This window comes from Sphingomonas suaedae (assembly GCF_007833215.1).
GTDB classification, from domain to species: Bacteria; Pseudomonadota; Alphaproteobacteria; order Sphingomonadales; family Sphingomonadaceae; genus Sphingomonas; species Sphingomonas suaedae.
Window position 1 is genome coordinate 1,553,044 of the sequence record NZ_CP042239.1, and the last position, 15,888, is coordinate 1,568,931.

18 protein-coding genes are annotated in these 15,888 nt (G+C 66.5%); 5 read left to right on the top strand and 13 right to left on the bottom strand.

Features of this window, described 5'->3' with window-relative positions; genetic code table 11:
* Nucleotides 1–15: 15 nt before the first annotated feature.
* Nucleotides 16–822, bottom strand: coding sequence for a response regulator (locus FPZ54_RS07415; RefSeq protein WP_145846114.1), 807 nt, complete (start codon nt 820–822; stop codon nt 16–18).
* A gap of 232 nt (nt 823–1,054) precedes the next feature.
* On the opposite strand from FPZ54_RS07415, the gene FPZ54_RS20135 reads away from it, so the two are divergent.
* From FPZ54_RS20135 to FPZ54_RS07430, 3 genes are all read left to right on the top strand, one after another.
* Entirely contained in the window at nt 1,055–1,237 is a 183-nt protein-coding gene (locus tag FPZ54_RS20135; protein ID WP_145846116.1) for a NepR family anti-sigma factor, read from the top strand.
* 11 nt (nt 1,238–1,248) lie between these two features.
* Nucleotides 1,249–2,817 carry a sensor histidine kinase gene (locus tag FPZ54_RS07425; protein ID WP_239019749.1) on the top strand — a complete coding sequence of 523 codons (1,569 nt, stop codon included), beginning with the start codon at nt 1,249–1,251 and terminating at the stop codon, nt 2,815–2,817.
* A gap of 268 nt (nt 2,818–3,085) precedes the next feature.
* Nucleotides 3,086–3,220: an entericidin A/B family lipoprotein gene (locus FPZ54_RS07430; RefSeq protein WP_145846118.1), complete on the top strand. Its 135-nt coding sequence runs from the start codon at nt 3,086–3,088 to the stop codon at nt 3,218–3,220.
* Between the two features lie 2 nt (nt 3,221–3,222).
* On the opposite strand, the gene tatC is transcribed toward FPZ54_RS07430, so the two are convergent.
* From tatC to FPZ54_RS07480, 10 genes are all read right to left on the bottom strand, one after another.
* Nucleotides 3,223–4,008: a twin-arginine translocase subunit TatC gene (gene tatC / locus FPZ54_RS07435; RefSeq protein WP_145846120.1), complete on the bottom strand. Its 786-nt coding sequence runs from the start codon at nt 4,006–4,008 to the stop codon at nt 3,223–3,225.
* Nucleotides 4,005–4,433 carry a Sec-independent protein translocase protein TatB gene (gene tatB / locus FPZ54_RS07440; RefSeq protein WP_145846121.1) on the bottom strand — a complete coding sequence of 143 codons (429 nt, stop codon included), beginning with the start codon at nt 4,431–4,433 and terminating at the stop codon, nt 4,005–4,007. Before tatB ends, tatC begins: the two co-directional genes overlap by 4 nt.
* 47 nt (nt 4,434–4,480) lie before the next feature.
* Nucleotides 4,481–4,732 carry a twin-arginine translocase TatA/TatE family subunit gene (locus FPZ54_RS07445; protein ID WP_145846122.1) on the bottom strand — a complete coding sequence of 84 codons (252 nt, stop codon included), beginning with the start codon at nt 4,730–4,732 and terminating at the stop codon, nt 4,481–4,483.
* Nucleotides 4,733–4,760: 28 nt separating this feature from the next.
* A complete protein-coding gene (gene scpB / locus FPZ54_RS07450) occupies nt 4,761–5,354 on the bottom strand; it encodes an SMC-Scp complex subunit ScpB (protein WP_145846124.1) in 594 nt (197 codons plus the stop codon).
* Nucleotides 5,351–6,082 carry a segregation and condensation protein A gene (locus FPZ54_RS07455; protein ID WP_145846126.1) on the bottom strand — a complete coding sequence of 244 codons (732 nt, stop codon included), beginning with the start codon at nt 6,080–6,082 and terminating at the stop codon, nt 5,351–5,353. Before FPZ54_RS07455 ends, scpB begins: the two co-directional genes overlap by 4 nt.
* 180 nt (nt 6,083–6,262) lie before the next feature.
* The gene (gene nagZ, locus FPZ54_RS07460; protein ID WP_145846127.1) at nt 6,263–7,264 is read right to left on the bottom strand and encodes a beta-N-acetylhexosaminidase; all 1,002 of its coding nucleotides are present in this window, start codon (nt 7,262–7,264) and stop codon (nt 6,263–6,265) included.
* Between the two features lie 214 nt (nt 7,265–7,478).
* Nucleotides 7,479–8,189: an SPOR domain-containing protein gene (locus tag FPZ54_RS07465; protein ID WP_145846129.1), complete on the bottom strand. Its 711-nt coding sequence runs from the start codon at nt 8,187–8,189 to the stop codon at nt 7,479–7,481.
* Complete coding sequence (gene argS / locus FPZ54_RS07470; protein ID WP_145846130.1) at nt 8,190–9,917, bottom strand: arginine--tRNA ligase; 1,728 nt, start codon at nt 9,915–9,917, stop codon at nt 8,190–8,192.
* Nucleotides 9,918–9,972: 55 nt separating this feature from the next.
* Entirely contained in the window at nt 9,973–10,914 is a 942-nt protein-coding gene (gene rarD / locus FPZ54_RS07475) for an EamA family transporter RarD (protein ID WP_239019750.1), read from the bottom strand.
* Between the two features lie 59 nt (nt 10,915–10,973).
* The gene (locus tag FPZ54_RS07480) at nt 10,974–11,558 is read right to left on the bottom strand and encodes an SNARE-associated domain-containing protein (RefSeq protein WP_145846133.1); all 585 of its coding nucleotides are present in this window, start codon (nt 11,556–11,558) and stop codon (nt 10,974–10,976) included.
* Nucleotides 11,559–11,706: 148 nt separating this feature from the next.
* Here FPZ54_RS07480 and FPZ54_RS07485 point away from each other — a divergent pair, with 148 nt between their 5' ends.
* Nucleotides 11,707–12,447 (top strand): TylF/MycF/NovP-related O-methyltransferase, encoded by a 741-nt coding sequence (locus FPZ54_RS07485; protein ID WP_186456947.1) that lies wholly within the window; start codon nt 11,707–11,709, stop codon nt 12,445–12,447.
* An 88-nt stretch (nt 12,448–12,535) separates the two neighbouring features.
* On the opposite strand, the gene FPZ54_RS07490 is transcribed toward FPZ54_RS07485, so the two are convergent.
* Both FPZ54_RS07490 and FPZ54_RS07495 read right to left on the bottom strand, forming a co-directional pair.
* A complete protein-coding gene (locus FPZ54_RS07490) occupies nt 12,536–13,690 on the bottom strand; it encodes a DUF1501 domain-containing protein (protein WP_145846136.1) in 1,155 nt (384 codons plus the stop codon).
* 4 nt (nt 13,691–13,694) lie between these two features.
* Nucleotides 13,695–15,209 (bottom strand): DUF1800 domain-containing protein, encoded by a 1,515-nt coding sequence (locus FPZ54_RS07495; RefSeq protein WP_145846138.1) that lies wholly within the window; start codon nt 15,207–15,209, stop codon nt 13,695–13,697.
* 227 nt (nt 15,210–15,436) lie between these two features.
* Between FPZ54_RS07495 and FPZ54_RS07500 the strand changes: the two genes are divergently transcribed.
* Nucleotides 15,437–15,712, top strand: a complete 276-nt coding sequence (locus tag FPZ54_RS07500; protein ID WP_239019751.1) for a hypothetical protein — start codon at nt 15,437–15,439, stop codon at nt 15,710–15,712.
* Nucleotides 15,713–15,888 lie beyond the last annotated feature (176 nt).

Sequence of the window (15,888 nt, forward strand, 5' to 3'; positions counted from 1 at the left end):
AAAGAAATGGAACTTTCAGTTAACCGGAACGGTCGCCTGGTCGAAAAACAGTGCCTGGCTGATCGCCGCCTTCACCGTCGAACGCTGGAACGGCTTGGTAATCAGGAAGGTCGGCTCGGGCCGCTCGCCGGTCAGCAGCCGCTCCGGGAAAGCGGTGATGAAGATCACCGGCACGTTGAACTGCGCCAGGATATCCTTGACCGCATCGATGCCCGAACTGTCATCGGCCAGCTGGATATCGGCGAGCACCAGGCCGGGGCGGTCCTCCATCGCCAGCGCCACTGCCTCGTCCCGCGTCACCGCGACGCCGGTTACGTCATGCCCCTGATCGCGGACGATGGTTTCGAGGTCCATCGCGATTAGCGGCTCATCCTCGATGATGAGCACGCGCGCGCGGGTCTGGCTCTCGATCTCCGACAGCGCGTGCGAGACCAGCTCCTCGACCGAATCGGCGCTTTCCTCGAGCAGATAGGCGGCATCCTCGCTGGTGAAGCCCTCCATCGCCGTCAGCAGCAACGCCTGGCGCGAACGCGGGGCCAGCCGGGCAAGCCGCGCACGGGCGATCGCCTCATTCTCGCTGTCCGATCCGGTGTCGCCCGGCTCGGGACGATCGTCGAGATGGGTCGATCCCCAGATCGCCTGAAAGGTGCGGTACAGGCCAAGGCGTGGATCGACGTCGCGCGGGAATTCTTCGGGCGCGGCGACGATCGCCTCCAGCGTGGCGCGCACATAGCGGTCGCCCTCGATCTGGCTACCGGTGAGCGCGCGACCATAGCGGCGTAGGAACGGAAGATGAGGCGCGAGCTGCTGTCCAAGCGACATGTGGAACTATTCTCCTTCGGCGATGCCCTGTAGTGGACACGGCATCGTGGCTTTTGCAAGTGGTCTGCTGGTCCGAAGAAAGCCCCTCCCCGGATTTCGCATCGCCTGTGGAACAAACGAGCTTAAGATTGGTTTCATGCGGACTGTGCGGCATTCTCGCCGTGGGGCGGTGACTTGAACACGCCCCGGTTTTTGTGCATCCGCCCATTTCCCGGGCAATCAGGGGGACGAGGTGTTTTCGGCCGACGACAAAAATAAATCACCGCAGCGACGGGGCGGGGATGAACCGGCGCGCAAGATCAGCACGCCAAAGGACGGCCGAAATGTCGGCGACGCCCTGCGTCGTGTCTATCAGGACGCCGCCTCGGAGGACGTGCCCGACGATCTGCTTGACCTGTTGCGCAAGCTAGACTGATTCAAAGCCGAATGGATGGCCACGACCTTTCTCGGCGCGGTGGCGGCGGGCCGGTCGCGGCACTGGCGCGGATGCCCACCGGCGCCAAGGTTTTCCTGATTCTCAGCGCGGCATTGCTGCCTTTCGCGCTCGTCGCCTTTCTCGCCTCGCTCCAATCGACCCGAATCGCCGATCAGGAGGTGCGCGCACGGCTGCGCATCGCGATCAGCGAATCGGCGCGGTCACTGCGCAGCGAACTCGCCTGGGAAGCGCGCGAGCTCGGGTCCGCCCTGCCCGCCGATCCGGGCCAGGCGCCCAATTGCGGGCGCCTCGCGGGAATCTTCGAACCCCAGGCGGCAAGCGGCATCCGCTATGTGGTGCTCGACCCCGAACGCCGGGTCATTTGCGGCGTCCCGCTTCCTTCCGTCGCGGGCGAGGAGTTGCGTTCCGACCAAACCCTGGTCCGGCTGGTTCCCGACAGCGGCGTTCAGATCGAGATTGCAGGCGCCACCGGCCATGTGGCGCGCGCCTTTTTCCCGCGGGATTTCCTTGCGGTCGCGGCCGAACCGAGCGCGATGGCCCGTGATTTCGGCATCCTGCTTTCCGATGGCGAACGCAATCTCACGCTCCGGGCGCTCGACGGCCAGGGGCTGCTCGGCCGCACCGAAGTGCAGAGCGTCGATCTCGGGCTGTACAATCTCCAGCTCCAGATGACGGTGGCCAGCGCACCGGTGACCTCATCCGCGATCATCTCCGCGCTCTCGCCCTTTCTGATGTGGTTTCTCGCCGCCGGGATCGCTTGGTTCGTCGTCGACCGGCTGCTCATCCGTCCGCTGCGCCGGCTACGCACCACGGTCGGCGCCTATCAGCCGGGCGAGCTGATCGATCCGGTTTCCGGAAGTGAGATTCCCGCGCAGGAAATCCGCGCGCTCGGCGACACGTTCCGCGATCTCAGCCGGACCGTGCAACTTCACGAACTCGACCTGGCCGAGGGGCTGTCGCGCCAGACCAAGCTGACTCGCGAAGTGCATCACCGGGTCAAGAACAACCTTCAGGTCATCGCCAGCCTCATCAATTTCCACTCGCGCAGCGCGCCCGGCCCCGACGCGCTCGCCGCCTATGCCTCGATCCAGCGGCGCGTCGATGCGCTCGCGGTCGTCCACCGCCACCATTATGCCGGGTTCGAGGATACGCGCGGGATCGAGCTGCGATCGGTGATCGGCGAGCTGGCGTCAAACCTCCGCGCCACCGCACCGGATGACAGCCCGGTGGGGGTCAGGATCGACATCGCCCCGCTGCTGGTGTCGCAGGACAATGCCGTCGCCATCGCCTTCCTCATCACCGAGATCGTCGAACTGGCGATGCTTGCGGGCGGGGCGGCGCAGATCAACATCTCGACCCAGATGGAAGGGGAAACGGACAGCGCGATGCTCCGCATCAGCTCGCCCGCGCTGACCGAATCCGCTGCTTTTTCGGACCTTTACGAGCATCGTTATGGGCGCATCATCGGCGGGCTGGTTCGCCAGCTGCGGTCCCAGCTGCACCATGACCCGATGGTCGGCGCGTTCGAGGTCGCGGTGGCGGTCACCGGCCGCGCCTGAAATTCCCGTTCAAAAAAAAAATCGAGTCAGCCCGGGAACCCGCGCCCGCCCGCCTCGTTATGCAATTCGGATAGCGACCTTTTGCCCCCCCGCTCTCGCTATCCAAGACACAGGCCCGGAAGCGTCAACCCCTCCCCCCCCGGTGACGCTTCCGGGTCTTATTCTTTCGGCGATGGCGCCGCCCTTCTCTCCCGACTTCAGATCAACAGCGGAACGAAGGCGCGATCTGCGCATTCAATCCGCGCAGACTCTCTGTTGGAGACATATCATGCGGAAATTGTTGTTCATGGCGGTGCTTGCTGGAGGGCTTACCCTGTCGGCGTGCAATACGGTCGAAGGACTTGGTCGCGACGTCTCGTCTGCGGGCGACACCGTCGCCGACACGGCCGACGACGCGAAATAACCCTATTCCCCGGCGGCGGCTTCGGTCGCCGCCTCTTCCTTCTGGCGGCGGTGCCGGGTGAACCAAATCGCGCCGAGCGACAGGAAATACAGGCCGCATAATGGCCCGGCCAGCAACAGCTGCGACCCGATATCGGGCGGCGTCAGCACCGCGGCGATCGCAAAGGCGGCCACAACGGCGTAGCGCCAAGCGCCCTTCAGCTGCTCATAGGTGACGATCCCCGCACGCTCCAGCAGCATCAGCAGCACCGGCAGCAGGAACGAGATGCCGAACGCGAAAATGAACTGCATCACGAAATCGAGATAGTTTCCGACCGCGGGCAGGGCTTCCTGCTTCACCCCGCCGCCCAGATCGCCTTCGAGTCCCAACAGGAACTTCAGCGCCACGGGAATCGCGAAGAAATAGGCCATCGCCGCACCGAGCGCGAACAGCACCGGCGTCGCCAGCAGGAAGGGCAGCAATGCGCGCTTTTCCTTGCGGTACAGTCCCGGCGCCACGAATTGCCACAGCTGGTTGGCGATCACCGGGAAGGACAGCATCAGCGCGCCGAAAAACCCGACCTTGATCTGCACCATGAAGGCTTCGAAAATCTGGGTGAAGATCAGCCGATCCTGCCCCGCCGCCGCCAGCGGATGGACCAGGATGCCGAAGATCGGCTTGGCGAAATAGAAGCAGAGCGCGAAGGTCGCGACCAGCGCGACGACGCAATAGAGCAGCCGCCGGCGCAGTTCGATCAGATGATCGAGCAACGGCGCTTCGGTGTTGTCGAGTTCGTCCCCGTCGCTCACGAATCCGCCTTCTTCTTGCGCGGCGCGCGCGGCTTGGGCGGGTCGGCCGCCTCGGGCGCGACATGCTCCGATTCGGGCTTCAGCACCGGCGGCTCGACGGTCGTCGGCGGCACATCCTCGGGCTCGACCACCGCAGGCGCCGTCCCCTCGGGATTGGGATCATAGACGGGGGATGGCAGCATCTTTTCGGGTGGATGCTCGCGCATGATCCGCGCATTCTCCTCCGCCCATTTCTTTTCCATCTCGGCAAGTTCGGCCTCGCGCACCATCGTGTCGAAGCCGCTGCGGAACTGGCCCGCAACCCGGCGCGCCTTGCCGACCCAATGGCCGACAAGGCGCATCGCCTTTGGCAAATCCTTCGGCCCGATCACCAATAGAGCAACGATGCCCACGATCAGGAATTCGGGCGCGTTGAAGTCAAGCATCGATCAGCCGATCCGCCTGGCCGCAGCACAGGGCCGCGGTGTGAAAGTCAGCGCTCGTCCTGCGCCGGACGCGCTTCGGTCGATGCCTGCGGTTGCGCCTGCGGTTGCGGATCGTTGACGCGCTTCGCCTCGATCTCGGCCGGCTTTGCGGGCGTCTCGTCGTCCTCGGCCATACCCTTTTTGAACTGCTTGATGCCCTTGGCGACGTCACCCATCATGTTCGAGAAGCGGCTGCCCCCGAACAACAGGATGACGAGCACGCCGACGATCAGCCAGTGCATCAAACTCATGCTACCCATCGGGACTCTCCGTTGATTCCCCGGCTATCTAGTCGTCTTCGTCGTCGGTTACCACCGCTTCCCCGCCCGAATGTGCCGCTTCGAACGCAAGATCGACCGGATCGAGCAGCCCGGCAGCACGCAGATCGTCGATTCCGGGCAGGTCGCGGCGGCTGGCGAGGCCGAAATGGGTCAAAAACTCCGCCGTGGTGGCATAGAGCAGAGGGCGCCCCGGCACTTCGCGGCGCCCCGCGGGGCGAATCCACCCCGCCTCCATCAGCACGTCGAGCGTGCCCTTGGAAATCTGCACGCCGCGAATCGCCTCGATCTCCGCGCGGGTCACCGGCTCGTGATAGGCGATGATCGCCAGCGTCTCGATCCCCGCGCGGCTGAGCTTGCGGCTGTCCTCGCGGTCGCGGCGCAGGAAATTGGCGAGATCGGCGGCGGTCTGGAAATGCCAGCGCCCGCCCCGCTCGACCAGCTCGACCCCGCGCCCGGCATAGTCGGCCGCCAGCGCCGCGAGCGCGGCGGGAATATCCGCCTCCTCACCCACATAGGCGCGAATCTCCGCGACCGTGAGCGGGTTTTCGGACGCGAACAGCACCGCCTCGATCGCGCGCATCGTCTCGTCGGGCGCCTTCATGCCTCGGCCGCCTTGAGGTAGAGCGGCGCAAAGGCCGATTTCTGCTTCAATTCCACCCTGCCCTGCCGGGCGAGCTCGAGGGCGGCCACAAACGAACTGGCGAGCGCCGACTTGCGGTACAAGCCGCTAGCGCCATCGGGCAGGAAGCTTTCGATCGTCGTCCAGTCGATCCGCTGCCCGACCAGTTCGGACACGCGCTGGATCGCTTCCTCCAGCGTCATCACCGGGCGCACCGCGACAATGTGCATCACCGGCCGCGTCCGCGCACTGATCTGACCATAGGCAGCGATCAGGTCATAGATTTCCGCCTGCCAGCGCGATTTGCGGACGGTCTTCAGCCCCTCAGGCGCGCCGCGCACGAACACGTCGCGCCCCATCCTGTCGCGCGCCACCAGCCGCGCGCCCGCCTCGCGCATCGCGCTCAGCCGCTCCAGCCGCAATTGCAGCCGCAAGGCGAGGTCTTCGGGACTGGGCGTTTCCTCGGGATCGCGGGGCAGCAGCAGCGCCGATTTGAGATAGGCGAGCCACGCCGCCATCACCAGATAATCCGCCGCGAGTTCGAGCTTCAACTCCTGCGCGCCGTTTACATAGTTGAGATACTGATCGACCAGTTGAAGGATCGAAAGCTGGCGCAGATCGACCTTCTGGTTACGGGCCAGCGCGAGCAACAGGTCGAGCGGCCCTTCCCAGCCGTCGATATCGATGGTGAGGGGCTGGGGGTCGGTCACTGCAAATTCCTCCCCTGCCCCGCAGGGGAGGTGGCATCGCGAAGCGATGACGGAGGGGCCGCCGCGCAGACGGCGGAGTTTTGCCGAGACGTTGTCGGCCGTCTGCGCGGCCGCCCCTCCACCACTCGCTGCGCGAGCGGTCCCCCTCCCCTGAGCTTGCTCGGGGGAGGAATTAGGGCGTTAGACCAACCCAAGCAGCGCCTCCCGCTTGGCAACCAGTTCCTCGATCTCCGCTTCTTCCGGCCGCACGCTGGCCATCGCCCGCTCCAGCCGCGCCAGCGTCACCGGTGGCGCATCGCTGAGACGCCCGACAATCTCCTCCATCTCGTCCATCCGCGCCCAGCAATCGAGCGCGACGTCGCACCCTGCGGCGATCGCCTGCGCCGCCTTTTCCCCCGCCGTGCCCGACAGCGCCTTCATGTCGATATCGTCGGTCATCAACAGTCCGTCGAACCCGATGCGCCCGCGGATCACCTCGCGGATCACGGTGGGAGAGAGCGTTGCCGGATGCTCGGCATCCCATGCCTCGAACACCACGTGACACGTCATGCCCATCGGCGCGTCCCTGAGCGTGCGGAACGGCTCGATATCGCTTTCCAGCTCGGCATCCGATGCGCGCACCACGGGCAGCTCATAATGGCTGTCGACCACGCCGCGCCCATGCCCCGGCATATGCTTGACCACACCGACCACCCCGCCGCGCGCCATGCCGTCGAGCATCGCCCGGCCCAGAGCGGCGACCCGCATCGGATCGCTGCCAAAGGTCCGCCCGCCGACCGCAGGCGTCGTCTCGGGCTGCCGCACGTCGAGCAACGGCGCGCAGTTCACCGTGACGCCCACCTCCGCCAGCATCAGCGCCAGCGCATGGCCGTTCGCCCGCGACGCTTCGATCGCCGAGGAGGGCGCGCGCTCATACAATACGTCGAATGCCGGCCCGGCAGGGAAAGCGGGCCATTCCGGCGGCGCCATCCGCGCGACGCGCCCGCCCTCCTGATCGATCAGGATCGGCACGTCGTCGCGCCCGGAGAGCTCGCGCAGACTGTCGGTCAGCGCGCGCATCTGCGCCCGATCGACACAGTTGCGGCCGAACAGGATATAGCCGAGCGGGTCCGCATCGCGGAAGAACGCGGCTTCATCGGCGGTAAGGACGGGGCCGGACAGGCCGAAAATGACGGGCTTCATGCGCCGGTTAGAACAGGGGCGCGGCCAAGATTCCAGTCCAATTCCTCCCCTGCACCGCAGGGGAGGTGGCATCGCAAAGCGATGACGGAGGGGCCGCCGCTGCAAGCGGCGGAATTTTGCCGAGCCGGTCACGGCCGTCTGCGCGGCCGCCCCTCCACCACGCCCTTCGGGCGCGGTCCCCCTCCCCTGCTGCGCAGGGGAGGAACAGGACGTTTCACCCCCCGGCCAGGAAGCACGCCTCACCAGCCGCCTTGAGCCGCCCGCACAATTCCCGTGCCTGGCCGTTGCTGCCCGCATTGACGCGCAGCCGGTACACCGTCCGCCCGTTCACCTCGGCCTTCTCGACCAATTTGCCGAGCGGCGCGAGATAGTCGAACCGCTTCGACAGCCGCGCCCACGCCGTGTTCGCCCCCGCCGCGTCGGGGAAGGAGCCGAGCTGGATCGTCGCGCTCCCCGCCGAAGGCCCGGGTGCCCTTTGCGTCGGCGCCGCCGCCTTCTCCACGCCCGGTGTCGGCACCGGCGCGGTCACCCGGCTCGATCCGCTGACCGCCTTCGGACTCGCCTTGGGGGCGGCCTTGCCGTCGACCGGCGCCTCCGGCACGGCGGAGACATCGACCGACCCGTTGGTGGTCGCGCCCTCGCTCGCGGCAAAGACGGCGTCGCCCTCGCCCTCGACCTTCATGCCCCCGGGATTGTCGGGCTTGACCTTATAGTCGCCCTCCTGCGCGTTGATCAGCGCACCGGTGCCCTCGCCGCCCGCGGTGCGCTGATACCACCACCAGCCAAAGATCGCCGCGGCGATGATCGCCAGCCCGACCAGCACCAGCAGCACGATGCGCAACCACGAGGTGCCTTCCTGATAATCATCCTCGACCGTCTCCAGCCAGGGAAGCCGGTCCTCTCCATAGTCTTCGCCAGCGTTCATTCAGCTCAGCTCCTGAACGGCCTCCACGCCCATCATCTTGAGACCGTTGCGGATAACCTGCCCGATCGCGTCGGCCAGGAAAAGCCGTGCGCGGGTGACCGGCACATTGTCTGCAAGCAGGAAGCGGCGCCCGGGATCGTCATTGCCCATGTTCCACAGCGCGTGGAACTCGGCGGCCAAGTCATAGAGATAAAAGGCGATCCGGTGCGGTTCGCGCGCCGCGGCCGCCCCCTCGACCACGCGCGGGAACTGCGCGGCGAGCTTCACCAGCGCCAGTTCGCGTGTATCAAGCAGGGACAGGTCGGCCTCGCCCGACACGTCCATCCCGGCCTCGGCGGCCTTGCGATGGAGCGATGCGACGCGCGCATGGGCATATTGGACGTAGAAGACCGGATTGTCCTTCGACGCCTCGACCACCTTGGCGAAGTCGAAATCCATCTGGGCATCGGCCTTGCGGGTCAGCATGGTGAAGCGGACCACGTCCTTGCCCACCTCGTTCACCACATCGGCAAGCGTTACGAAATTGCCCGAGCGCTTGGACATCTTCACCGGCTCGCCGGCGCGCAGCAGGCGGACCATCTGGACGAGCTTGACGTCGAACCGGGTCTTGCCCTCGGTCAGCGCGGTCACCGCCGCGACGATGCGCTTGACGGTGCCGGCATGGTCGGCGCCCCAGATGTCGATCAGCTGGTCGGCCGATTGCGCCTTTTGGAAGTGATAGGCCATGTCCGCGCCGAAATAGGTCCAGGCGCCGTTCGACTTGCGGATCGGGCGATCCTGATCGTCGCCGAACCTGGTCGAGCGGAACAGCGGCAGCTCGACCGGCTCCCAATCATCGGGCAGCTCGCCCTTGGGCGCCTCGAGCACGCCGTCATAGATCAGATCGCGCGCGCGCAGCCACGCCTCGGCCTCTTCGGGCTTGCCAGCGGCCTGCAACTCCGCCTCGGACGAGAACAGGTCGTGATGGATGCCGAGCAGCGCGAGGTCGCTGCGGATCATCGCCAACATGTCGGCAACCGCTTCCTTGCGGAACAGCGCCAGCCACGCGCTCTCGTCCTTGCCGACGAATGCGTCGCCATGCTCGGCGGCAAGCCGCTCGCCGACAGGCTTGAGATACTCGCCCGGATACAGCCCTTCGGGGATCTCGATCGTCTCGCCCAGCGCCTCGCGGTAGCGCAAGTGCCCCGAGCGGGCGAGGACATCGACCTGTCCGCCCGCGTCATTGACATAATATTCGCGGATCACCGTGTGACCGACCGCTTCGAGCAGGCTGGCGAGCGCATCGCCCACCACCGCGCCGCGGCAATGGCCCATATGCATCGGACCCGTCGGGTTGGCGGAGACATATTCGATGTTCACCGTGACGCCCGCGCCCGTCTGCGACCGGCCATAGGCATCGCCGACCGTCTCGATGGCCGCAAGCTCACCGCGCCAGGTGGCGTCGGTCAGCGTCAGGTTGATGAACCCCGGTCCGGCGACCGACACCGCCGAAACCTCGTCCAGCTTCTCCAGCTCGGCCGCGATCTTCTCCGCCAGCGCGCGTGGATTGGTGCCCGCGGGCTTCGCGAGCACCATCGCGGCGTTGGTCGCCAGATCGCCATGCGTCGTGTCGCGCGGTGGCTCGACGGTCACCGCGCGTCGCTCCAGCCCCGCCGGAAGAGCGCCGGATGCGACCAGGGCATCCAGCGCGGCGTCGAGATGGGCAGCGAAACGGGTATAGAGCGTCATGTGCGGGTCCGATGATTGCAGAAGCGGCGCGCTCTAGCGCAACCGCGCCCTCACGTCACGCGATACGGCGCCGCCGCGCAGTCAGGAAATTGTCGATCCCGAAGATCGCAAGGCCGGTCCAGATCAGCGCGAAGCAGAGCGCATGTGCCAGAGTCATCTGCTCGCCGAAAAAACTGATGGCGAGGATGAACTGCATCGTCGGCGCGAGATACTGGAGCAGCCCCAGCGTCGAATAGGGCAGCCGCCGCGCCGCCCCCGCGAACAGGAGCAGCGGTACGGCGGTCACCACGCCCGAAGCGACCAACGCCGCGGTCGGCAGCGCCTCCTGCCCGAAAGCGAGTCCGCCATGGCTCGACAGCCAGAACAGATAAGCGAGGCCGAACGGCGCGAGGATCGCGGTTTCGAGCGTCAGCCCTTCCAGCGCTCCGACCGGTGCGACTTTGCGGACCAGACCGTAAAAGCCGAACGAAAAGGCGAGCGTCAGGCTGATCCAGATCCCCTGCCCCGCGCCGATCGCTAACACCGCGACACCGACCCCGGCGAGCACTACCGCGATCACCTGCGCGCGCCCGAGCTTCTCGCGCAGCAGCACGACGCCCAGCAGCACATTGACCAGCGGGTTGAGAAAGTAACCGAGGCTCCCCTCCAACACATGGCCGTTATGGATCGCCCAGATGTAGACCAGCCAGTTGACCGAGATCAGCGCGGCGCTGGCGGTCAGCAACAGCATCGCGCGCGGGTTCCGCAACGCCGCGACGATCGCCTGACCGCGCCGCATCGCCAGGATGACGATGACGAGCAGTCCCAGCGACCACAGCACGCGCCCCGCCACGACCTCCGCCGCATCGACGCCCTGCAACAGCCAGAAGAACAGCGGCAGCACGCCCCAGATGCCATAGGCACCCAAGCCCTGGATCAGCCCGGCACGGTCGAGGCGCTGCGGCGCTGGGGGCGGATCGGACCGGGCCATGCGCGGGAGATAGGCGCGATGCTGCACCGCGGAAAGGCGCCAGCCGGAAAGATTTCGTTTCGGGCGAAACGATTGCGCTTCAGCCTTCAGTCCTTGTCGCGCATCTCGTCGCGCGACACGTTGAACAGTCGGCCCCAATCGACGCTGACCAGAGCGACCAGCAATCCCAGCATCGCCACCTGAAGCGCGATCCCCCACGGGCTGGTGAGATTGGCGAGCATTACCTCGCCAAAGTCGCTCTCCCGCACCTTGCGCGCGGTCCAGCCGTAAAAGCTGTAGGTAAACAGCCGCCCGGTAAAGAAAGCGGCGGTGAAGCCAAGCAGCGGCACCCGCGCCAGCCCCACCGCCATGAACAATTGCGCCGACGGCAGCGGCGAGATCACGAACAGCGCGAGAGCGATGATGACATTATGCCTGCGCCGCTCGACCGCAATCCGCGCCGCTGCGACATTGTCCTGCATCCGTTGCGGCAGCCAGTGCGCAAACCGCCGCGCCCCCATTGCCAGCACGAGCCGCCCAAGCGCGGCGCCCAGCGCACCGATCAGCACCAGCGCCCAGAGCGGCTGATCGCCATTCAGCCCGTACAGCACGATGATCGACCAGGTCGGCGGACCGAATGCGGGAAGCAGATTGACGCCGAACGCCAGCAGAAACAGCGATATATAGTCCATCGATGCGACGCCTGGGGCGGAACCGGGCGGCGCGCAAGTCGCGGCACAGTAATAGTTGATGAAAATCCCGGTTGCCGGGAACAGCGTCCCGGCCCACACTCCAGGCATCGGTCGGCGATTCCGGCGATTGAGGGAGGTTAAAACGACAATGCTCTTACAACTGAAGAAAGCGGTCAAAGCTGTCGTCGGCCACCCGTCGGTCGAGCCCGTCGACCTCATTCCGGAGCTGACCGATGCGGACCAGGCGATTATCGAACGGGTGCGTCCGTTCACCCTGACATCGCCGGAGAAGCTATGGTCGCTGATTCAATCGGTCCGCTATGTGTCGGCACGGCAGATCCCGGGCGATTTCGTCGAACTCGGCGTCTGGCGCGGCGGATCGAGCATGGCCGCAGCCCTCGCGCTCAAGGAGATCGGCGATCATCGCCGGATGTGGCTGTACGACACCTATGAAGGCATGTCGGAGCCGACCGAACTTGACCGCAAGACGCGGAGCGGTGCCCCGCCCGCAATGGAAAAGTGGCAACAGACGCGAATCGGCGACGGCTCCGACTGGTGTCGTGCGGGCATCGATGACGTGACGGCCAACATGACCTCTACGGGGTATCCGGGCGAAATCCGCTATGTCGTCGGAAAAGCGGAGGAAACGCTGGAGCGAGAGGTACCAGAGACCATCTCCGTCCTCCGCATCGACACCGACTGGCACGCCCCAACCAAGGCGGCGATGGATATCCTCTATGATCGCCTGTCCCCGGGCGGGATTCTGATCCTTGACGATTATGGCAGTTGGGAAGGTGCGCGTGTCGCCGTCGACGATTATTTTCGCGGCAAGGCACCGATGCTGATGCACCGGCTCGATCGCGGCGGACGCCTGATCATGAAGGTATAATCCTCCACGCAGATCGTCTTCCTCGAATAGTACCGGGATCGTCTCCAGCTCTGCTGGATCGGCGATCCCGGCATCGGGAGTTCAGACCCTAGGCGCGCACCAGCCCGCCCATCGCCCGCGCGCTTTTCTGCCCGGGGAACATCGCCGCCATCGTCCGCGCGGGGTCGACGCCGAAATGCGCCGCCGCCGCGCTGCCGATCACGCTGTCGAGTCCCGCAGTCGGCTTGAGGTCGCGGCCTTCATACAGCGCCGCATCGCCGAGGCCCGGCCAGTCGGCAACGACCCGCCCGCCCTGCACCGCGCCGCCCAGCAGCCAGGCGACCGACGCGGTGCCATGGTCGGTCCCCTGCGTTCCGTTGACCTTCACCGTCCGCCCGAACTCGGTCGCGACCAGCACCAGCGTCTTGTCCCAGAGCGGACCCAGCCCCTCCTTGATCGACGCGACCATCTGGTCGAGTCCGTTCAACTGCGCGCCCAGCCGCCCGCGCTGGCCGGCATGGGTATCCCAGCCGCCGGTTTCGATCATCGCGATCCGCGCACCATTCTCCGCAGCCAGCAGCCGCGCGGCGAGCGCGCCGGTCGCGGCGGCGTTGCGGCCATTGTTCGCGACGAGATCGCCCGTCAGCGTGCGCGTGGCGGTCGCCTGTTGCCAGATCGCGTGCAGCTGCGGATCCTCGGCATAGAGCGTCGCAACACGGCCGAGCAGATCGTCCGATGCGTCGGGCAGCGCGGAGGGCGCATAGGACGCCACCTCGATCCGCCCGCGCAACGCCATCGGAATGGTCGCTGCGACCGCGATGCCCTTGCGCTCGTCGGCCGGGAGCATCCCGAGCATCCGGTTCAGCCACCCGTCCTTGAGCTGATAGGCCGAGTTCCCGCCGGTCTCGAGCACATTCTGCGCATCGAAATGCGAACGGTCGCGATAGGGCGACGCGACGGCATGGACGAACAACGCCTGTTTCGCGGCATAGAGCTGCGCCACATTGGTGAGGCGCGGATGCAGCGCGAACATCGCGTCGAGCTTTGGCGCGTCGCCAAATTCCTCCGCCAGCACGCCGCGCTGCGCGGCAAAGGCCGGGTCGCCGACCGGCGCGACCGTGGCGAGTCCATCGGCCGCGCCGCGCTGGATGATGAAGACGAAACGGCGATCGGTCGCCGCCTGCGCGAACGCAAGTCGCGGCGCAAAGCCCAGCGACAGCGCCCCGGCGGCGCCGGTCAGAACGAGATTGCGGCGTGAAATCATGACCTTATCTCCGCAGAAATTCGGGCGAGACGAGCATCAGCGCGACACCCTGCGCCGGACTTTCGGCCCGGGCAATGGCCTGTTGTGTCGTCGCGCTGAGCGCATCGGGAAACAGTGTGGCAGCGCGGGCACGCGCATCGATCGTCTCGCGGGTGCGCGCGGCAAGGCGCTCCGCCGCTTCCACCCGCCGCATCACTGCGTCCGGTCCGGCCCAGCTGGCGGCGATATCGTCATAGCCGGCGGGCGATCCCGACCGCCAGATGGGCTGGCCGAGCTGGTTCATCAGTCCCACCACCGCCTGCGCAGGAATTTCCTGCGTGCCCAGCGCCCGCATTGCCGAGATCGACCATTCCCATGGCGTGCGAAACTTCACCGGCTGCGCGACCCAGGCCTCGGGCGCATCGATCAGCGCGCGATAGACGGTCGGCAGGTCGCCGCCCGATTTCAGGAACGCCGCTTCCAGCCTGGTCACGAGCGGCGCGGACGGTTCGTCCCCGGCGAAATGCCGCGCCAGCTTGGTGGCGATATGCTTCGCCGTCGCCGGGTGCACCGCCAGGTCGTCGAGCACCGCCGCTGCCTGCCGCTCGCCTTGCTGCTCGTAACGCTTGCCCAGGATCGTGCGCGCGCCAGGTTCATGGATGCGCGGCGCAAAGACGAAGCGCCCCGGCTCGCCATCGGTGCCGGTGATCCGCGCGGCCGGACCACGTCCCAGCCCGGCGACGCTCCAACCGGTCATCGCCCGCGCGAATTCGGTTACATCGGCTTGGCTGTATCCAGTCCGCACGCCCAGCGTGTGCAGCTCAAGAATTTCGCGCGCCAGATTTTCGTTGAGGCCGATCTGGCGTCGCGCCTGCCGCCGCGCGACCGCCGCGCCCAGCGGGCTGTTCGGCCCCACCGACTGCGCCTGATCGAGATAGAGCAGCATCGCCGGATGCCGCTCGACCGCGTGGAGCATGTCGCGGAAGCTGCCCAGCACATGGGGGCGGATCGCGTCGAACTCGAACGCGCCGGTCAGCCCGATCATCGTCACCTTGTCCGCCGACACCGCGAAATGATTGGCCCAGAAATGCACCAGCCGCTCGACGAACGGCGTGTCGCTCGCCACCGCCGCCTGCGCGCGTGCGCCGACCGCGGTCGTATAATGATCGCGCCCCTGTTGCCGGGCGAAGCGCCGCGCCTGCATCGCCGGATCGCGGTCATTCCCGGCCTCTTCCGCCATCGCCCCGCCGGTCGCATCGGCAGGTGCGCGCATCCGCATCGCATCCTCGCCCTGCATCGCGCGGCCCCGGCGCGCTCCGGCCTCACGCCGCGCCCGCTGCCCCAGCATCCGCGCCTCGGCGAGATAGGTGGCAAGCTGGCTGGCGATCAGCTTCGTACCCGGTAGCGCCGCGATCGGCGCAGGACGCGGATCGAACCGGTCGAACTGCGCGGTCAGCCAGCGGCGCGGGTCGCCCTGGGGCACCTGCCCTGCGCGGCCGCCCATTCCGAACCGGTTGAGGGCGATACTGACGTCGGACATGGTTGCACTCCTGCGCGATGATGCAGACAAGGCTACGCCCGCTTTGTCGCAAATCTGTGCCGGGCTGAAATTTCGTCGCGCGCATCGCACGCTTTGGCGGCTGCGCCATGCGCAATCGCACTTGCATCCTTCGCGCTTGGCAATGCTGCGACGCAGCATATTCTGGCGCGGAGAACAGAACATTTGGGATGCCGATCTGGCCCTTCAAATCCAAAGGGAGAAAGATCGTGATCAAGACCTTCATCAGCGCTGCCGTCCTCCTCAGCCTGCCCGTCGCCGCCTATGCGAATGAGCGGACCTTCAAGCGCGACGGTATCACCTATGTCTATACCAGCAGCCGCGACGGCGACGCCACGGTGCTCGAGGGCAAGGCGTTCCCGGGCGGGTCGAGCTACACGCTCACCGTGCGCGGCACCCGCGTGACGGGCAATGTCGGCGGCACGCCGGTATCGTTCCGCATCGCCAAGCCGCTCGCCAAGGGTGTCGAGACCGCGTCGCGGTAAGCCAGTAAACGAATTCCTCCCCTGAGCTTGTCTCAGGGGAGGGGGACCACCGCCGCAGGCGGTGGTGGAGGGGCGGCCGCGCAGACGGCCGTGAACAGTTCGGCAAAATTCCGCCCTCTGCGAGGGCGGCCCCTCCGTCAGCTGCGCTGACACCTCCCCTGCGGGGCAGGGGAGGA